Source organism: Actinotignum schaalii FB123-CNA-2 (assembly GCF_000411135.1).
GTDB classification, from domain to species: Bacteria; Actinomycetota; Actinomycetes; order Actinomycetales; family Actinomycetaceae; genus Actinotignum; species Actinotignum schaalii_A.
In genome coordinates, this window is record NZ_KE150262.1 from 77,549 (window position 1) to 94,043 (window position 16,495).

General features: G+C 62.8%; 15 protein-coding genes. 3 read left to right on the forward strand and 12 right to left on the reverse strand.

The window, feature by feature from the left end:
- Positions 1-117 precede the first annotated feature (117 nt).
- From HMPREF9237_RS00300 to HMPREF9237_RS00310, 3 genes are all read right to left on the reverse strand, one after another.
- Positions 118-1,122: a sugar ABC transporter permease gene (locus HMPREF9237_RS00300; RefSeq protein WP_016441709.1), complete on the reverse strand. Its 1,005-nt coding sequence runs from the start codon at positions 1,120-1,122 to the stop codon at positions 118-120.
- The gene (locus tag HMPREF9237_RS00305; RefSeq protein WP_016441710.1) at positions 1,122-2,759 is read right to left on the reverse strand and encodes an ABC transporter permease subunit; all 1,638 of its coding nucleotides are present in this window, start codon (positions 2,757-2,759) and stop codon (positions 1,122-1,124) included. Before HMPREF9237_RS00305 ends, HMPREF9237_RS00300 begins: the two co-directional genes overlap by 1 nt.
- 64 nt (positions 2,760-2,823) lie before the next feature.
- A complete protein-coding gene (locus HMPREF9237_RS00310; RefSeq protein ID WP_016441711.1) occupies positions 2,824-4,074 on the reverse strand; it encodes a sugar ABC transporter substrate-binding protein in 1,251 nt (416 codons plus the stop codon).
- Positions 4,075-4,472: 398 nt separating this feature from the next.
- On the opposite strand from HMPREF9237_RS00310, the gene HMPREF9237_RS00315 reads away from it, so the two are divergent.
- Both HMPREF9237_RS00315 and HMPREF9237_RS00320 read left to right on the forward strand, forming a co-directional pair.
- Positions 4,473-5,561 carry a LacI family DNA-binding transcriptional regulator gene (locus HMPREF9237_RS00315; protein ID WP_051106978.1) on the forward strand — a complete coding sequence of 363 codons (1,089 nt, stop codon included), beginning with the start codon at positions 4,473-4,475 and terminating at the stop codon, positions 5,559-5,561.
- A gap of 11 nt (positions 5,562-5,572) precedes the next feature.
- Positions 5,573-7,300 carry a glycoside hydrolase family 13 protein gene (locus HMPREF9237_RS00320; protein ID WP_016441713.1) on the forward strand — a complete coding sequence of 576 codons (1,728 nt, stop codon included), beginning with the start codon at positions 5,573-5,575 and terminating at the stop codon, positions 7,298-7,300.
- A gap of 130 nt (positions 7,301-7,430) precedes the next feature.
- Here HMPREF9237_RS00320 and HMPREF9237_RS00325 read toward each other — a convergent pair whose 3' ends face one another.
- Genes HMPREF9237_RS00325 through HMPREF9237_RS00335 form a run of 3 tightly spaced genes read right to left on the reverse strand, consistent with a single transcriptional unit; the run spans position 7,431 to position 10,708 of the window.
- A complete protein-coding gene (locus tag HMPREF9237_RS00325) occupies positions 7,431-8,318 on the reverse strand; it encodes a tetratricopeptide repeat protein (protein ID WP_016441714.1) in 888 nt (295 codons plus the stop codon).
- A gap of 1 nt (position 8,319) precedes the next feature.
- Positions 8,320-9,345 carry a hypothetical protein gene (locus HMPREF9237_RS00330; RefSeq protein WP_016441715.1) on the reverse strand — a complete coding sequence of 342 codons (1,026 nt, stop codon included), beginning with the start codon at positions 9,343-9,345 and terminating at the stop codon, positions 8,320-8,322.
- Positions 9,338-10,708 (reverse strand): hypothetical protein, encoded by a 1,371-nt coding sequence (locus HMPREF9237_RS00335; protein WP_039898117.1) that lies wholly within the window; start codon positions 10,706-10,708, stop codon positions 9,338-9,340. The genes HMPREF9237_RS00330 and HMPREF9237_RS00335 overlap by 8 nt, the downstream gene beginning before the upstream one ends.
- Before the next feature lie 299 nt (positions 10,709-11,007).
- On the opposite strand from HMPREF9237_RS00335, the gene HMPREF9237_RS00340 reads away from it, so the two are divergent.
- Entirely contained in the window at positions 11,008-12,303 is a 1,296-nt protein-coding gene (locus HMPREF9237_RS00340; RefSeq protein WP_016441717.1) for a hypothetical protein, read from the forward strand.
- A gap of 291 nt (positions 12,304-12,594) precedes the next feature.
- Here HMPREF9237_RS00340 and HMPREF9237_RS00345 read toward each other — a convergent pair whose 3' ends face one another.
- From HMPREF9237_RS00345 to HMPREF9237_RS00370, 6 genes are all read right to left on the reverse strand, one after another.
- The gene (locus HMPREF9237_RS00345; RefSeq protein WP_016441718.1) at positions 12,595-13,371 is read right to left on the reverse strand and encodes an alpha/beta fold hydrolase; all 777 of its coding nucleotides are present in this window, start codon (positions 13,369-13,371) and stop codon (positions 12,595-12,597) included.
- 71 nt (positions 13,372-13,442) lie between these two features.
- Positions 13,443-13,712, reverse strand: coding sequence for a type II toxin-antitoxin system Phd/YefM family antitoxin (locus HMPREF9237_RS00350; protein ID WP_016441719.1), 270 nt, complete (start codon positions 13,710-13,712; stop codon positions 13,443-13,445).
- A 47-nt stretch (positions 13,713-13,759) separates the two neighbouring features.
- A complete protein-coding gene (locus HMPREF9237_RS00355; protein WP_016441720.1) occupies positions 13,760-14,044 on the reverse strand; it encodes a hypothetical protein in 285 nt (94 codons plus the stop codon).
- Between the two features lie 125 nt (positions 14,045-14,169).
- Positions 14,170-15,399, reverse strand: a complete 1,230-nt coding sequence (locus HMPREF9237_RS00360; RefSeq protein ID WP_016441721.1) for an N-acetylglucosamine-6-phosphate deacetylase — start codon at positions 15,397-15,399, stop codon at positions 14,170-14,172.
- Positions 15,400-15,408: 9 nt separating this feature from the next.
- Complete coding sequence (gene nucS / locus HMPREF9237_RS00365; protein WP_016441722.1) at positions 15,409-16,104, reverse strand: endonuclease NucS; 696 nt, start codon at positions 16,102-16,104, stop codon at positions 15,409-15,411.
- Positions 16,105-16,494, reverse strand: coding sequence for a DUF2550 family protein (locus HMPREF9237_RS00370; protein ID WP_016441723.1), 390 nt, complete (start codon positions 16,492-16,494; stop codon positions 16,105-16,107).
- Position 16,495 lies beyond the last annotated feature (1 nt).

The window sequence follows — 16,495 nt, forward strand, 5'->3', positions numbered from 1 at the left end:
ACTTTCCTCGGCATATCACCGACGGAAAGTCCGGGTTATGAGCAACTATTTCGGGGGGCAGCAGCTTAGCTCCGGCGATGCGCCACCAGGTGACCGACCTCCCGAACCGGCACCGGGCTACCCCTTCACCGACCCGCCGGTCAGTCCCGAAACGATGTAGCGCTGCAGGAAGAGGAAGAGGAGCAGAATCGGGAGTGCGGAGATAACCGCTCCGGCCGTGAACCAGCCCCACTGCTTCTCATTGCCGCCCACCCAGATATTCATGCCAATGGCCAGGGTCCAATTCTCTTCTTTGGAGAGGATCGTGGAGGCCAGGATGAAATCGTTGAAGGCTCCGATGAAGGCCAGCAGCCCCACCACCGCGAGGATTGGGGTCACCAGCGGGAGCACGATAGTCCAGTAGATCTGCGAATGGCTAGCGCCGTCGATCTTCGCCGCTTCGTCCAGCTCCATAGGAATGGAGTTGAAGGTTCCGTACATGAGGAAGGTATTGGCGCCCAAAGCCCCGCCCAGGTACACGCATATCAACGAGAGCTTGGAATCCAGGCCGAGCACCGGCACAATCTCCCCGAGCTGGCTGAGCAGCAAGAAAATTGCCACGAATGCCAGCAGCTGCGGGAACATTTGGATGACCATGAGGGCCAGCAACCCACCTTTACGCCCCCGGAAGCGGAAGCGTGAAAATGCGTAGGCCGCGGCCGCGCCCATGAGAACAGCCCCGAGCGCGGAGAAAATTCCGATCTCCAGAGTATTGGCGAACCAACGCCAAAACATCGTGGAAGTGCCCAATTGGGCGAAGTTCTGGGTGGAGATCTCCGAGAAAAGGGAGTTCGCCGAGGTCAGCGTCGTTTTGGTATTCGGGTTGAGGGCCGCCGAAAGCACGTAGATAATCGGGAAGGCCGAATAAACGACGGCAAAAAGCCCGACCAGGTGCCGGAAGCCCACCTGGGAAAACCAGCGCCCGAAACTCACCTTATTGTGGTGGCGTTCCTTATGGCTGATCTTCTCCTCGATCACGGGAACAGCGCCGCGTGCGGTCACGCCCGCGCCGCCGGATGCACCGCCGCGCCCGGACGCGCCAGCGCCCCCGGGAACCGCCATGACTGTAGATTCGCTTGCCATTACTGTGCCCCCTCAATTGAACGCGAGCGCCGGAAGCTGATGAGGGAAATCGTGCCGACGATAACGAAGATGAGGATGGACATGGCCGAAGCCAGGCCGTAATTCTTCGTTGCCGCACCCGAAAGCCCGGAAATTTGGTACACCATCGAAATGAGGATGTCCGTGGAGCCCACCGGAACCGAGGCATCCGCGAATTGCGGGCCACCGCGAGTGAGCATGTAGATAAGGTTGAAGTTATTGAAGTTGAAGGCGAAGGAGGAAATAAGGAGCGGGGTCACCTGGATCATGAGCTGCGGCAAAGTAATATAGCGCCACCGCTTGAAACCACCCGCACCGTCGATCTCCGCCGCCTCGTTGAGCTCGGACGGAATGGATTGCAGTGCCCCGGTGCAGATGAGGAACATGTAGGGGAAGCCCATCCACAAATTCACCAGGATCACCGAAAGTTTGGCCAGCCACGGATCGGTGAGCCACCCGATCTCCGCACCCCCGAAAAGCACCTGGTTGAAGAAACCGTACTTCGGGTTGAGCATGCCGGCGAAAAGGAAAGCCGTCATAAAGGAGGGGAAGGCATAAGGCAGCAGCATTATCGTGCGGTAGATTTTGCGCCCGCGCATCCGCTCATCATTCATGACCAGCGCGAAGAACATACCCAGCAGGAAGGTGGTCGCCACTGAGAGGAAGGCAAAAGCGAAAGTCCACACCAGCACCTTGAGGAAGGGGCTGGCGTAGCGGGCATCCCCGAAAGCATCGGCGAAGTTCTTGAAGCCAACGGTCACCCGCCAGCCGGTGTTGAGAGTTTCACCGTCGTCAGCACGGTAGAAGCCATCGCTGGAATCCGCGTGATAGACCTTGCCGGTGGTGATATCGGTGAGGGTATCGGCCGCGGCGTCGTGCTTGAGGGTTGATTGGAAAACGAAACCGGTTGTGGCTGTTTGAGTTCCAATAAATCCATCGCCCGGGTCCTCGCTCATGGGGACACGCAACGCGGTGATCTCCGCTTGCCGCGCCCCGATCTGGGCGGGCGTGAGGATCTCATATCCGGGCACCTCGGTGATCCGTTTGCCACTGACCTGGGCATTTTTTGCGGGTACGAAGGGTGCATCCTCGGTGCCCACGAGCACTGCACCGTCGTCGTTCACAATAGCGAAGCCGAGTTCCCCACCCGCATCCACGACCGCGAGGGGGTACTGTGCGCTGCCTTCGACCCTCTGGGTGGAGGTGAGCAGCAGTGCTTCGGTGGCGCGCTCTTTGGTGAGCATATGGCGGTCGCCGTAGTTGGTAAAAGCGATATATCCGGTGTAGAGGATAACGAACACCTGGAAAATCGCGAGGAATACCAGCCCCGGCGTGAGGTACTTGGGTGCCAGGTGTTTCCGCGAGAAATACACGTAATCCACAATGACCAGCAGTACCGTGAAGACGGCTACCAGGATCCACGATCCTTCGTTAAAAGCCGCCGCGATAATGTAGATCCCCAGCGCGTTGACCAGCGCCATGAGGACCAGCTTGATAACAAAACCCACCGACCAGGTGCGCGCGTGCGAGGTTTCCACCGTCGGGACCTTCTTTTCCGCGCGACCGCTGAAGCGTGACGACGCCGCACGCCCGGCTCGGTTCTCCGTTTCCGTACTCATGACTTACCTCTTCGCTGACGCGAGGGTGACCCGGAAATCTCCGAGCCACCCTCGCTTTTGCAGCTTACTTGGCTAGTTCTGCCTGCAGATTCTGGATGAGGCTCTGCCATGCGGCCACCGGTTCGGCGCCGTCAATGATCTGAGCTTCGGTGACGCCCCAGGGCACCCACACCGCACCCATTTCCGGGATGGTGGGCATCGGCTGGGCACCTTCGGCCGCCTTGGCGAAACCTGCGGTGACCTCGTCCTTCTGGGCTTCCTGAGCCGCGGCGGTCAGCGCCGGGAGGCGGTTGCCGGCCTTGTAAATATCCAGCTGTACCTCCGGGGTGGCCATGTAATCAACGAGGAACTGGTTGGCCACAATCTGGTTCTTGGACTGCGCGGAAACATAGAAGCCCTGCACGCCCACCAGCGGGGTGGCCGCCTTGGGACCGGGCGCCGGAATCGGCTCCACCGCGACTTTGAGGCCAGCGCTGCGGAAGTCCTCAATCATCCACGGGCCACCCAGGATATAGGGCGATTCGCCCTTCTTGAAGGCATCGACCGCAATGTCATACGTCATCGCTGTTTCGAAAACGCCGGCCTTGCCCTGCTCGCTCAGCCAGGTGGCAAACGCTTCGCCGTTCGCTCCGCCCATGCCGAGGTTCTTGGAGGTGGAACCGTCCGCATTCGTCTCAAAAACGGGCGCTCCGAAGGACTGCTGGAAAGGATAGTAGGTGTAAGGATCGCCCTTATCGGTGGTCTGGATGAGGAAGGGGTACTTGACGCCGGCTTCCTTGCCCTTGGCGATCATCTCATCGAAAGTGGCCGGGGTGGAATCCGCCAGCGCGGTATTGCGGATGAGCGCGAGGTTCTCCAGCGCGTAGGGCAGGCCGTACAGGTTCCCGCCGGTGGAAAAGGCCGTGGTGGCCACGTCATTGAAGTCCTTCGCCTTATCGCCCAATTCGATAGGGGCGACGACGCCGTTCGCTACGAACTCACCGAGCCAGTCATTGGCACCCACGGTGATATCCGGGCCCTGACCGTTCGAGACCTGGGTGAGGAACTCAGCGCGGACATCCCCGAATTCCTTGACCACGAGCTCCACGTGGTTGCCGGTTTCCGATTCGAATTTCTTCGCGGCGCTTGCCAGGGCCGGCTGGCGGTTAGAATCCGTCCACACCGTAATGGTGGCCCCGCCGCCGGCCGCCGGTGCTGCCGAGCTGGCTCCGGCAGGTGCTTCGCTCTTATCCGACGCACCGCCATTGCCACCGCAGGCACCTAAAACAAAGGCCAGCGCCGATACCGCGGCCATCGCGCTTATGCTCCGTCGCATTTTTACTCCTTGCGTTGATTCTTCGCTACGCGGGATCGCACCATCACGCTCCCCGTTATCTCTGAGGGTAGCGCATCATTCGGTAATTTTCACCCCTTTTTGCAGTCATTTTTACGCTGTTACATTCCACCCGGAGACTCTTGCGGACTTTTCCGCGACATTACAGCCTTTTAGCATTGTTTGTTTTCAGAAACACGTTCAGAGTAGGGGTGGCGGAGGGCGGGGAGCTGCGTCGTCGTTCTGTGCGTAACGGCGCGCAAACACGCGGACTGCGAACACGTTCCCACTATTCACGCGCCGCAGCTCCACTCCTGCGCTGGAGTTTTCAGAAAAGCCTCAGTACGATGTTTCACGACGGCGCACACCGCGCCGACCAGCACAAGGACGTCTCGGTACCCATGAGTAAAATTCGCATGCAAGATGTTGCCACCCACGCGGGAGTGTCCGTGGCGACGGTGTCGCGCGTGATTAACCAGAAGGGCAATGTTAGCGAGGAAACCCGCACCGCGGTGCTGGCAGCTCTCGATATGCTCGGCTATGAGCGCCCGCCGCGTCTGAGCGAGGCAAGTGGCACCGTGGGGCTGCTTCTTCCCGAACTGACCAACCCCATTTTCCCGGTGTTCTACCAGGAGCTCGAACGGGAATTTAACGCTGCCGGGTACACCACCACCCTGGCAACCCAGGCCCCCGGAGCCCTCACCGAAGATGAAGCGGTGGCATCGCTAACGGCCCGCGACGTGTGCGGGCTGGTCTTCGTCTCGGGTATGCACGCGGATTCCAAGGCCTCCCCGGAACGGTACGTGCACCTGGCCGAACGCCTTCCCTTCGTCACGATTAACGGGGCGAATCCGCGGGTTCCGGCACCTGATTTCTCTACCGACGACGCCGAATCCATGCACCAGGCCGTGCGGCTACTAGCCGGGCTCGGGCACACTCGGATCGGCCTGGGCATCGGGCAGCGCCGCTATATCCCCGGCCAGCGCAAAGAAACCGGTTTTAGCGAGGCTATCGCCCAGGTTCTACCCGGGGCCGATGTGATTGTTGCAGAAACTTTCTTCACCGCCCACGGTGGTGCACGGGCGGCCGAAGCTCTCCTCGCGCGCGGGTGCACCGCCATGGTGTTCGGCTCAGATATTATGGCGCTCGGCGCGCTGGATGCCCTGGAGAGGCGCGGGGTGCGCGTGCCCGCGGATGTATCGATTGTTGGATTTGATGATTCTCCACTTATTCGGTTCATGCGCCCGGCGCTCACAACCTTGCGTCAGCCGGTGGCAGCTATCGCGCACGCCGCCTGCGCTACGCTGCGGGCAGCCATGGAAGATCTGACGCCAACCCAGCGCACCAAAGCAGGGGCATCCATGACCTTCCCGGCAGAATTACTGGTGCGTTCCACCACCGCGGCCGCGCCCCTTGCGGCACCCGGAGCGGAAACCGGCGGTACAGCCGTACCCTCCCCCACTTCGGCCACTCCCTCCTCCCCTAACTGAAAGGACAGCCCATGCTCCTCCACCCTGCTTCCGAGCGTGAAAACTGGTGGCGTGACGCGGTTATTTACCAGATTTACCCGCGTTCTTTTGCTTCCTCGGGCGGGCCGCTCGGGGATCTGCGCGGCATCGAGGGCCGGCTGAATTACCTAGCTGATCTGGGAATTGACGCGGTGTGGCTTTCGCCGTTCTACCGCTCCCCGCAATTCGACGCCGGATACGATGTGTCCGATTACCGTGATGTTGATCCGCGTTTCGGTACTCTCGCGGACGCCGAACGCCTCATCGAGGCCGCGCACGAAGCCGGCCTGAGAATCATCGTTGATATCGTCCCCAACCATACTTCGTGGGATCACGAGCTTTTCCGGCGCGCGGTGGCAGCCGGCCCCGGCTCCCCCGAACGTGAGATGTTCTGGTTCCGCGCGGGGAAGAACGGGGGTAGCGAGCCTCCCACCAATTGGCGTTCCGTTTTCGGCGGGCCGGCCTGGTCACGGGTACGCGATCTGCCTTTCGTTGCCGGTACCCCGGCTGCGGAGGAGGACCTCTACTACCTGCATCTTTTTGATCGCTCGCAGCCTGATCTCAACTGGCGCAACCCCGCGGTACGGACAGAATTCTTAGAGACGTTGCGTTTCTGGCTGGATCGGGGTGCGGACGGCTTCCGGGTGGATGTGGCCCACGGGCTCATGAAAGATCCGGCACTTCCCGATTGGTCCGGGGCGGTGGAAATGGCCGGGGTGACGGAGAAACCCGAACCGGCGCCGTTCTTTGACCGCGATGAGGTCCATGAGATTTACCGCGAGTGGCGTGCGGTGCTGGATGAGTACTCTCCCGAACGTATTCTGGTGGCGGAGGCCTGGGCGGATACCGAGGAACGCCTGGCTCGCTATATTCGCCCCGACGAAATGAACCAGGCTTTCAACTTCATTTATTTGGCCGCGCCTTTCGAGCGCGAGGCACTCCGCGACATTATTGTGCAGTCCCTGCGCCAATCGGATCGGGTGGGGGCACCCACCACCTGGGTGCTCTCGAACCACGACGGCGTGCGAGTGTGCTCGCGCCTGGGCTACCGGGACACTTCCCGCGGAGCCAACGGCATCGGGGCTCATGATCCACAACCGGATCGCGAGCTGGGGGCCCGCCGCGCCCTGGCGTGGCATCAGCTCACCGCCGGACTGCCGGGGGTCTACTACATTTACCAGGGCGAGGAACGTAATCTGCCCGAGCATACGTCGCTCCCGGATGAGGTGCGCGAAGATCCCACCTTCGCCCGTACACAGGGAGCGGAACTGGGGCGGGATGGCTGCCGGGTCCCGCTCCCCTGGGAATCGGGTCGGCCCGGTTTCGGTTTCTCCCCGGACGGTGCCACCTGGCTCCCGCAGGGTGAAGATTGGGCGCGCTATACGGTGGATGTGCAGGAGGCCGATCCGCACTCACCGCTCCACTTCTTCCGCACCCTGCTACGCCTGCGCGATGAGCTGGAGCTCGGGGTGGGTTCCCTCGAGGATGTGTGCGATGAGTACGGCGCCGGCGTGCTCGCTTATGTCAATCGCGCCGCGAACAGCAACCGGGCTGCGCATGCGCAGCGTCCACCGGTTCTTATGCTCACGGTCTTCGACGACGCTGCTCCGCTTCCCTCCGGTTGGCGGGTCCTGCTGGCCTCGGATCCGGCGGCCAGTTCCTTGGGTGAAGGAGAGATGATCCCGGCGGATACCACCGTCTGGCTGGTGCCGGTCGAATAGATCGCCCCGAAATATTCCGCGCTGACATTAAGCGGCACGGCACGAGGCGCCCGATCCCTGGGGCTTCGGGCGTCTCGTTATCTTATGCCGCTAGAAAACTAACGCCGGCCTTATGAGACCCGCGCCCGCTTTAGAAGAGCGCGGAGGCAAGGTCGCGGCGGGCTTTGCGCACAACTTCGGTATCCGCCCCCACCGCGGTGAAGAGTTCGAGCAGGTGGGTACGTAATTCTTCACGCGCATCCCCACTGGTGACCTTAATAGCGGTGATAAGCCGGGCGAATCCCAGATCGGGGCGACCGGCAGCTACCTCGATATCGGCGGCGGCGATCTGCGCCGCCGCATCACCCGGCCCACCCGCATCCGCTGCAGCCATAACGGCCTGCGGGTCCTGCCCGCGGGTGGAGCGCAGCAAGCGCACCTGGGCCCGGCCCACCTGGGCTACCTCGCTATCGGGTTCCGCTGCCGCGAGTGCCTCAAATTCGGCTTCCGCAGCGTCGAGGTCTCCCCGGTCCAGGGCTTCAAGAGCCGCCAGGTGGTGGGGATTGACGGGTGCTTCGCCCGCTTCATCGGCTTTCCCGCTAACCCGGCCGGCCACGCCGGCACGGTTGGCCGCAGCCAGAAGTTGGTTGACGAGTTCGGTGAGCTGCGCCGTGGTGGGTGCCCCCTGGAAAAGCGGGACGGGTTGACCGCCGATAAGCGCGATACCCATGGGGATGGTCCGCACCCCGAAAGCCTGGACGAGTTCCGCTTCGGTGCTGGCGTTGACCACCGCGATACGGATGTGGCCATCGCGCCGGCGCGCTTCGCCTTCCAGAGCGGTGCCCAGCTCGCCAGCCTCGCCGTCGGCCACAAAAAGCACGATAACCGGAACCTGCGCGGAGAGCTGCACTTCGGCGTTGAGGTCGGCCGCGGTGAGGGTGGTCAGGTAGGCGCCGGGCACGGGGGCCGCGTTTTCCTGCTTCTTCGCCGCTGCCAGGGCCGCTAAATCGACCGGGCCGCGCATGGACATATCTGCCATATTAACCTCCGTTCTGCACCGAGGTGAGCACCGGTTTCGATGCCGCTACCGTGGTGATCGTTGTGTTACCGGCGCCTGCCGCCGGGATTTTCAGGGCCACGGTGAAGGAATAGTTGAGGCGCATGGTTCCCTGAACCGTGACCTCGGTATTGGCCTGGCCGGTGGCCAGCCCGGCAATTTTGGCGTCCGTGACCTTAATGGAGCCGCCCTGAGCGGTGTGCCGAATTTCGAGGGCCTGATTGACCTGGAAAACGGTGAGGATACCGCCGTCGCTGGCGCGGAAACTCTCCGGGGTGGTTTGGGCCGGACCGAAAGCCTGGCTAACCGCTCCCACGCCCTGTACCGCGCCGGCCAGAGAATCATAGGTCTGGGAGAGCTGGGTGCGCACCGCGTCCGGGGCGGCCGGATCGGCATCCGAGCCGTAGCTCAGAGCGCTTCCCTTGGCGTTGAGAGTACCGAGGTAGCCATCGTGGGCGGCCTGGGGAGAAGCCACCACGCCTTCGCCGTTATCCGCGGCCACGCGCTGCGCACCGGCCGGGCCGGCGGGAATTTCCGGGATGACGCTACCGGGCAGAATATCCATGGCGGCCCACAGCGCCCAATTTTCCCGGGCCGCACCCTGGGTAAAGACATTGAGTCCCTGGGAGGTGGTATTCGCCGGCCATTTCACCACCGCTAGTGCGCTGCGCGGGAAACCTTCCGCCCCGGAAATTGCCACCGAATCAATGGTGGTGGAGAGCGCGGGCATGTCGTAGCTATCGGCCAGAATGCGTTTGAGCGCGTAGTGGGCACTGCGTTCCACGCTAAAGGGGCCCGAACCGCGCCCGCTGAATTCTTCTGGACTGGCCGCGGCATCGGCTTTGGTTAGCTGCTCGAAAATCGCGGGGGCGACCCGCTCGGTGAAGTGTTTATCGGAAAGCGCGGCACGCGGGCTTGCCGGAGCCGGGGTGGGTTCCAGGACGACGGCGCTTGCCGAGCATCCGCCCAGTAATGCCAGTGCCGCGAGTGCGGCCAGGGCCTTACGCATGGGTCGTTCCTTCCTCGTCGTCGTTCTGTGTGGGCTGTTCGGGTTCGCCGGGCTGCGCGGTCTGCGCGGAGCTGGGCGCGCCGGCACCCGCGCGGGGCCGGCTTTGCCCCCAGATGGTCCACCAGCTTTGCGGATCGGATTCCGCGGCGGTATCGCTATCGCTGCCGGTGGCGTCGGAGTTGTTCGAGCGGTCTGCATCGCTGAGCTCCGCGGGCTTGACGGGCACACCGTCCTTCATCTGGATGGCGGGAAGGATGCCGGAATCCGCCGCGGCCTGCCATTCAGCGCGCGAGCCGCGGTAGCCGGGTTCCTCATCCGGGCCGGGGAGCGTGACCGCCGGTTCTTCAATTTCCGCTTCCTCGGTTGCCGGCTCTTCGGCCTCGGGTTCTTCCACGGGCGTTTCTTCCGGAACCGATTCTTCTGCGGTGTCTTGTTCTGCCGCGACTTCCGTACCTTCTTCCGGCTTTCCTTCCTCCGGAGCTCCTTCCTCCGGAGCGATCAGCTCGATACGGTCGGCCGGATCGAGGGGGCGTTCGCGCAGTTCCTGGGCACGTGGGCTTTCCATGAGGATGCCCGCGCCCAGCGCTCCCCCGGTTGCCGCAACCCGGTCACCGGCAGCAGAATCCGCAGCGGCCCGAGCCGCGGCATCCACGCTGGCGGCACCGCCAACTCCCGCGGGCACCGCCGGCATAATGGTCGTTTCATCCGCGGCCCGCTTCGCGCGCGACACACGCTCATCCTGCCCAGCCCGCACCTTCGCCGCGAAGGTGCGCTGGTCCTTGGTGGCGGTCATCAGCAATGCCACCCCGATAAGCCCCACAACAAGCCCGAGGAGACTCACGGGAAGAGACCAATTCCGCCCACCCGGTAGCGCCCAGGTGAGTTCCACCTGCGGAAGCGCTCCGGAGGACGTCTGCATAATGAGGGATTCCGCGCCCGGGGAGGTCACGGTATAGGTGAATTCCACCTTCCCCTTAGCTTCTTCCTTGGAGAACCACATATCCGAGGCGAGGATCTTGCCCGGGTCCGCTTCCCCCTGGGAGGTGGTCAGCGTCAGTGCGGCGTCGTCGTTCATACCGGTAATGGTGGCGCCGGGTGCGCCCTCCGCGTACGCGAGCACGTCACCGGAAAAGCCGGCGCCTACAGAAATGGTGTCCTGCGCGGGGCCGGAGACGGCTACGTCCACATCGGTCCCGCCCATATCCAGAACGCCGGGGGCCGTGACGAGCACGCCTTTCCCGCTCGGCGCCACGGTGGCGGAGACGCTGGAGGCAGGCTTCCACACGGTGCCGAGCAAAATGCCCACCACCAGGATCGCCAAGCCCGCGAGCGCGAGACCGACTCCTCCGTTCTTCTTCATCATTCCCCTTCTCACTCCGGCTTGCGGCCCGGTACAACCGCACCGGCGAAAGACCATCGACGACAATTCCTACGTTAAAACTACCGCGTGACCTGCTCGGTGGCGGAATTTTTCGGCGCAAGGCCGCGCTTTTAGGCTTAGAGAAAAGCCTAACCGTTATCTAACCGTTATAAAACTCCGTTCCGGCCGATGGTGGTGAGCTCCACAGCGTTCACCACATGCCAAGCACTACCCCCACCGGGTGCGCTGACCGGTAGGCTTAGGGCAGCAATTTCTATCCAGCAGCGCGCGGAGAGGGTGTTATGGCGGATTTAGAACTGTTTCCAACAGTACGCAAGGGTTACGACAAAGCTCAGGTCGATGAACGCATTCACCAGCTGGCGGATGCGCTCGCCGAAGCTCGGTCGCGAGTAGCGGGTTTGGATGCCCAGGTTTTGCGTATGTCCGGTGAACTCACCGAATTACACAGCCGTTTGCGCGAGGATGAACGCCCGTCCTATTCGGGCTTGGGCACCCGAGTGGAGCGACTGTTGCGCGGGGCGGAACAGCAAGCGATGGACGTCATGAGCCGGGCGAATGCCGATGCGGAGCTACTGCTCTCCCGGGCGCGCTCGCAGGCGGAAAATCTCACCTCCGCCGCGGAAAAAGAAGCGCAGGAAACTTTGGATACCTCGCGTACCGAGGCCGCTCAGGTGCGCCAGCGTGCCGAGGCGGAAGCCACCGAATTGACAACGACCTCGCGGCGCACAGCCGAGGAGCTGGTGACGTCGGCCCAGCGCGAAGCTGAGCGTTTGGAGGCGAAAATGCGTCACGATGAGGCCGAGCAGGCCACCCGGCTCACCCACGAGGAAGAGGAGCGGCGCGCGACTCTCGCCCAGGAATTGGCGCAGGCGCGTACCCGAGCCGAAGAAGAGGTCACGCAATTGCGCACCGAGGCTGAAACTGAAGTGGCACGTTTGCGGAGCGAAGCAGAGGCAGAGGTCGCGAAGATCCGCGCGGAGGCTGAACGTGAAGTTGCGCAATTGCGGGCGGATTCGGCCGCGGCCCGCGCGCGTTCCGATGAAGAATCGCGTACCGCCATGGCGAAGTTTGTCGACGACGCCGAGACTCGGGCCGCCAGTGCGGAACGCCGCCTGGCGGAAGCCACGAAGCGGGCTAATGCCCTGACTTCATCTTCGGAAGCTGAGGCAAGTGCGGCACTGAGCGCAGCCCAGACCGAGGCCCGTGAACTGGTGAGCGCGGCCCGGGAAGACGCCGAGCGGATGCGCCGCGAAGCGCGTGAAGCCGCGGAAGAATCGCAGCGCCAGGCCGATGCCCACGTGGCGGGCCTGGAAGAACAGCGGCGCACCCTCACCTCCTACCTGGAGGATATGCGCACCATGCTGGCTACCTCGAATATCCCGCTGGCCCTGGATGAAATCGTGGGCAGCGCCGAGGAACGTACCGCGGGTGGCGAACATTCCGGAACGGACGCACCTTCCGCGGGCGAGGCACAGGCCGGAGAACAGGCAGGAGATCAGGCAGGGGATCAGTCTCCCGCAGCGGCAGAATCCAATACTGCCAGAGAAGAACACGGAGATTCCACCGACAACCGGTAGCGTCTTCTCACGAGCTGGGGCAGAGGTGTTTTTTCGAGGTGTACTTCGCACGTACGACATATGCACTACAGCTCTGAAAACACCTCGTGGCCCCGCTAAGACTCATGCGATTCTTGAGAGCCGTGTGATTCCCGAATCTCACGACGGCGGCCGCTCAGCGCTAGAACACAACTCCCGCGGGTCGCAGCCGTGCCGTATAGCATCTACCAACATAGTTTGAGGGCGTGGCCGGAGCACTTCTCGTGTCCCCCGGCCACGCCCTCAGGCGCAGTTAGCCCAAGCGCTGAGCGGCTAACGAGTAGCTGCCTGGTAGAGCTCGCGCAGTGCGGTAGCGACCTCGTGCGGCTTTTCCACCGCGGAGAAGTGGCCGGCACCTTCAAGTTCCACGAACGGTTGATCCGGACGTGCCTCATGCAGCTGAGCAAATTCTTCATGCTTGGCATTCGGATCATCCACCCCGCGCAGCAGCAGAATGGGAACATCAAGCTCCATAACCCCGCGAGTATCCGGGCGGGTCAGCATCATCTGCTGCAACCAGGAGAAAGCCCCGGCATCTACCGTCTTGAAATAGGCGGCAACCTTGTCCTTAAGCTCCGGACTGGCATCCGAGCTCAGCATGGTATTCACCCAGCCTGCCAGCACATCCCAGCTCTGGCCCGAGGCGAGCTTCTCAATGGCTTTTTCTCGCGGAGAGGGCGAAGGCTCCGGCCCCAAGATCGAGCCGTCCAGCAGGGCGAGCCCGGCGATCTGCCGGGGATTGCGCAGGGCGTAAGCAGCGGTGACGGTAGCGCCCATGGAAATTCCGGCGAGGACGATGGAGTCGTATTCCGCCAGAGTTTCTTCGAGGGCGGTCAGGTAGGAATTGATATGTGGCGTGGTGGCGCCCGCGGCGGCGTCGACCTCAGGACCGGAAGGCGAGTCTCCGAAACCGGGGGCGTCAATAGCAATCGTGTGCAGATCCGAAAGCTCAGCGCGCACGCCCTCCCACATCCGGGACGTCATCGGCATAGCGTGGAGCAGGACAAGCGGAATACCCGCACCTTCGTGAATATGTGTGGCAAGTTTCATAACTCGATTGTAACGCCGCTACCGGAACTTACCCCGGGTACGGCGGCTCTGGCGATCCTCACCGGGCTTCTTCAGCCCTCTTCCGCGAGACCCGCCTTGAAATCTTCCAGGGTAATGCGTACACCGTCATCAGTACGCTTGGCATACTCATAGGCAGCGATATCCTGAGCCATCTCGAATTCTTCTAAGGCGTGAAGATCGTCGACGGTGACGAGAGCGGCAACAGCTTTACCTTCGTGCGCGATGATGAAGCGCTTTCCTTCTCGGGTAGTTTCTTCAAGAATCTGAGAAAGATTTTCGCGTAATTCCCGGGTGCTCACCTGAGTCTCGGTCAAGACCATAAAGCAAATATAAAACTACTTGCGCCGGTCACACAATGGGAATCCGGTTAGGCGCGGCCGCGGTGCTGCCAGCAACCCGGATGCCAGTGGCGGCGCGAATCCACCCCGTACTGGGCACCCCAAATGGTGTCCTCCGTCCACGCCACAATATTGGGTTCGCCAATCCGGATAATCCCGCCGCAGCCCGGGCACACATAGTCCTTCGCGGCGCTGGCGATGCGCCGCACTTTGTAGGTGGCGCCATCCCGGCCGTTCTCATAGCGCAGCCCACCCATCGCCGCGCTGATATTCAGCGGGCGAACGGGACGGGAGTACTTTTTCGACCGGCGCATTCTTCCATGGTAGCCCCTAAGCGCGCTGAGTCCACTAGCGCGCCGTGCGACGCCGCAGCCGCCCGGCTACCCGCGCGCGTCAAACTACCAACGTGCGCGCCGCACTACACAAGGTGCACGCCCGGCTACGCCACCAGCTTGCCGTCCTGCGCGACCAGCTTCCCGGCCCGGTAGACCCGCCGCGGGCGCAGTTCCTCATCCACCACCAGCAGATCCGCGCGTTTGCCCACTTCGAGCGCCCCGCGGTCATCCAAGCCCATCACGCGGGCCGGAGTGGCGCTCGCCATGGTGACGGCGTCGCTCACTTCCACTCCCGCACCGACCACGGTGCGCACAATATCGAGGAGATGCGAGGTGCCGCCCGCGAGATTACCCCCGCGCAGCCGCGCCTGCCCGTCGGTCACGTGCACACGCAATCCGCCCAATTCATAGGTGCCATCCGCCATGCCTGCGGCCGCCATGGCGTCGGTAATGAGCGCGATATTTTCTGGGCCCACAATTTCGACCACATTGCGCACCAGCTCGGAGCTAATATGCACGCCGTCTCCAATAAGTTCGACGACGCAGCTGCCGCGGCGCGCGGCAGCTAAATACTCGGCCACCGGGCCGGGCGCGCGGTGACGCAATTCGCGCATGGCATTAAACAGGTGGGTGGCCACCGGGGTTGCCCCGCCCGCCACCGCCCGCTCCTGGAGCTCACGTGCCGGGCCTGCCTCCGCGTGGGTATGCCCCCAGGTGGGCACCACACCGCGCTTGAGCAACAGGTCCACCACCTCGCTTGCCCCCGATAACTCGGGGGCAAGCGTCATCCCCCAGGCGTGCCCGCGGGCCGCATCAAGGAGCCGGCTGGCGATCTCCACGCTCGGGGTTTCCAAATAGGCGGGGTTTTGGGCCCCGGCCCGCTCGCTGGAAAGGAATGGCCCCTCGATAAGAATCGCCGCCAGGGTCCCATCCTCCACCGCATCGGCCAGCAGGCGTGCCCCGGCCTCCATGCGTTCCACGCTCAGAGTGGTCAGGGCCGCGGCTATGGAGGTGGTGCCGTGGGCCAGGTGCTCGCCAGCTGCCTGCGCCACCTCCGCGCTATCCGCAGCATCCGGGAAGGATGCTCCTCCCCCGCCGTGGCAATGTTCATCCACCAGCCCGGGCAGGATAAGCCAACCCTCGGGCAGCTCCCCGCCGGAATCGGCACCCGCGGCCGCAGCGGCCTGGTGGCCGGGAGCTGCGTCGTCGTTCTTAGTAGGTTTGTGCAATCGCGTTTCGCTGGGCGCTACCCGCGTGAAAACTCCGTTGTCCCACGCGATATCGCATTCGCGCACGCCGCCGGGCAACGCTGCCCGGCCGTATAAGAACCCCATTATCCCGTCCTAAAACAGTCGATCCTCCGGGTGGTCTATGCCACGCATATCGTCATAGTTCAAGATCATACAGTCAATACCACGGTCTTCGGCCAGCACACGAGCCTGGGGCTTAATTTCTTGGGCTGCGAAAATACCGCGCAGCGGGGTGAGAAGGGGGTCGCGGCGCAGCAAATCGAGGTAGCGGGTGAGCTGCTCAACCCCGTCGATTTCGCCGCGGCGTTTAATTTCGACGGCGATATAGCCACCCTCGCCGTCGCGCACCATAAGATCCACCGGGCCGATAGCGGTGGGGTATTCCCGGCGCACCAACGTGGCCTGCGGGGCGATGCGCTCCACTTGTTCGGCGAGCAATTTTTGCAGATGCGCTTCCACACCATCTTTGATAAGGCCGGGATCTTCCCCGAGGTCTTGCTCGTAATCGGAAAAGACCTCATAGATCCGAATAACCAGCCGGTCATCGGTTTTCTTGTGCTCCACGTTCCAAATGGTGCGCACACCCGCCTCGCGTTCGGCGGCACTCGGTTCTTCTTCGGTGAAGAGGGTCGGGCCCATCATCCAGTTGAGGGGCTTGTAGGAACCGGTATCTGCATGAACCAGCACCGAGCCGTCCGCCTTGACCATGAGGAGCCGGGTGGCTGATTCGAGATGTGCGTCGAGACGTCCGGAATAATCCACCGAACAGGTAGCAAAAACAACGCGCATCTAGAACAACACCCAATCTCCCCGGGGCGGGGCCGAATCCGCCCACGCCACCAGCGCGGTATGCGCTTGGCGGCTCATGGCCATATCAATTTCTGTATGAGCATCCCCCACGCGGGCGGTGGCGATATCGTCACGCATTTTAACCAGGTTAATGCTCAGTGAACGCCGGTCGAGGCGCAGCGCCGGGCGCCACGATAAGGAGGCCACCCGGAACCATTCCAGCGCATCGGTGCGGAAAAACACCACTCCGGTATGCCAGCGGTGCTGCCGGCGTACTGCCGCCTGGGAAGACCCCCACTGGTTGAAGAGGTACCGCACCCGCGCCAGGAAGTAGATGAGGAGCGCGAGGAGAACCAGCACGACGATCAGTGCTACGCTTTGCCAGCTCATT

Coding starts and splice junctions, on each gene's coding strand:
- HMPREF9237_RS00300 (WP_016441709.1), bottom strand. CDS start 1,122: ATGGCAAGCGAATCTACAGTCATGGCGGTTCCCGGGGGCGCTGGCGCG.
- HMPREF9237_RS00305 (WP_016441710.1), bottom strand. CDS start 2,759: ATGAGTACGGAAACGGAGAACCGAGCCGGGCGTGCGGCGTCGTCACGC.
- HMPREF9237_RS00310 (WP_016441711.1), bottom strand. CDS start 4,074: ATGCGACGGAGCATAAGCGCGATGGCCGCGGTATCGGCGCTGGCCTTT.
- HMPREF9237_RS00315 (WP_051106978.1), top strand. CDS start 4,473: ATGAGTAAAATTCGCATGCAAGATGTTGCCACCCACGCGGGAGTGTCC.
- HMPREF9237_RS00320 (WP_016441713.1), top strand. CDS start 5,573: ATGCTCCTCCACCCTGCTTCCGAGCGTGAAAACTGGTGGCGTGACGCG.
- HMPREF9237_RS00325 (WP_016441714.1), bottom strand. CDS start 8,318: ATGGCAGATATGTCCATGCGCGGCCCGGTCGATTTAGCGGCCCTGGCA.
- HMPREF9237_RS00330 (WP_016441715.1), bottom strand. CDS start 9,345: ATGCGTAAGGCCCTGGCCGCACTCGCGGCACTGGCATTACTGGGCGGA.
- HMPREF9237_RS00335 (WP_039898117.1), bottom strand. CDS start 10,708: ATGATGAAGAAGAACGGAGGAGTCGGTCTCGCGCTCGCGGGCTTGGCG.
- HMPREF9237_RS00340 (WP_016441717.1), top strand. CDS start 11,008: ATGGCGGATTTAGAACTGTTTCCAACAGTACGCAAGGGTTACGACAAA.
- HMPREF9237_RS00345 (WP_016441718.1), bottom strand. CDS start 13,371: ATGAAACTTGCCACACATATTCACGAAGGTGCGGGTATTCCGCTTGTC.
- HMPREF9237_RS00350 (WP_016441719.1), bottom strand. CDS start 13,712: ATGGTCTTGACCGAGACTCAGGTGAGCACCCGGGAATTACGCGAAAAT.
- HMPREF9237_RS00355 (WP_016441720.1), bottom strand. CDS start 14,044: ATGCGCCGGTCGAAAAAGTACTCCCGTCCCGTTCGCCCGCTGAATATC.
- HMPREF9237_RS00360 (WP_016441721.1), bottom strand. CDS start 15,399: ATGGGGTTCTTATACGGCCGGGCAGCGTTGCCCGGCGGCGTGCGCGAA.
- nucS (WP_016441722.1), bottom strand. CDS start 16,104: ATGCGCGTTGTTTTTGCTACCTGTTCGGTGGATTATTCCGGACGTCTC.
- HMPREF9237_RS00370 (WP_016441723.1), bottom strand. CDS start 16,494: ATGAGCTGGCAAAGCGTAGCACTGATCGTCGTGCTGGTTCTCCTCGCG.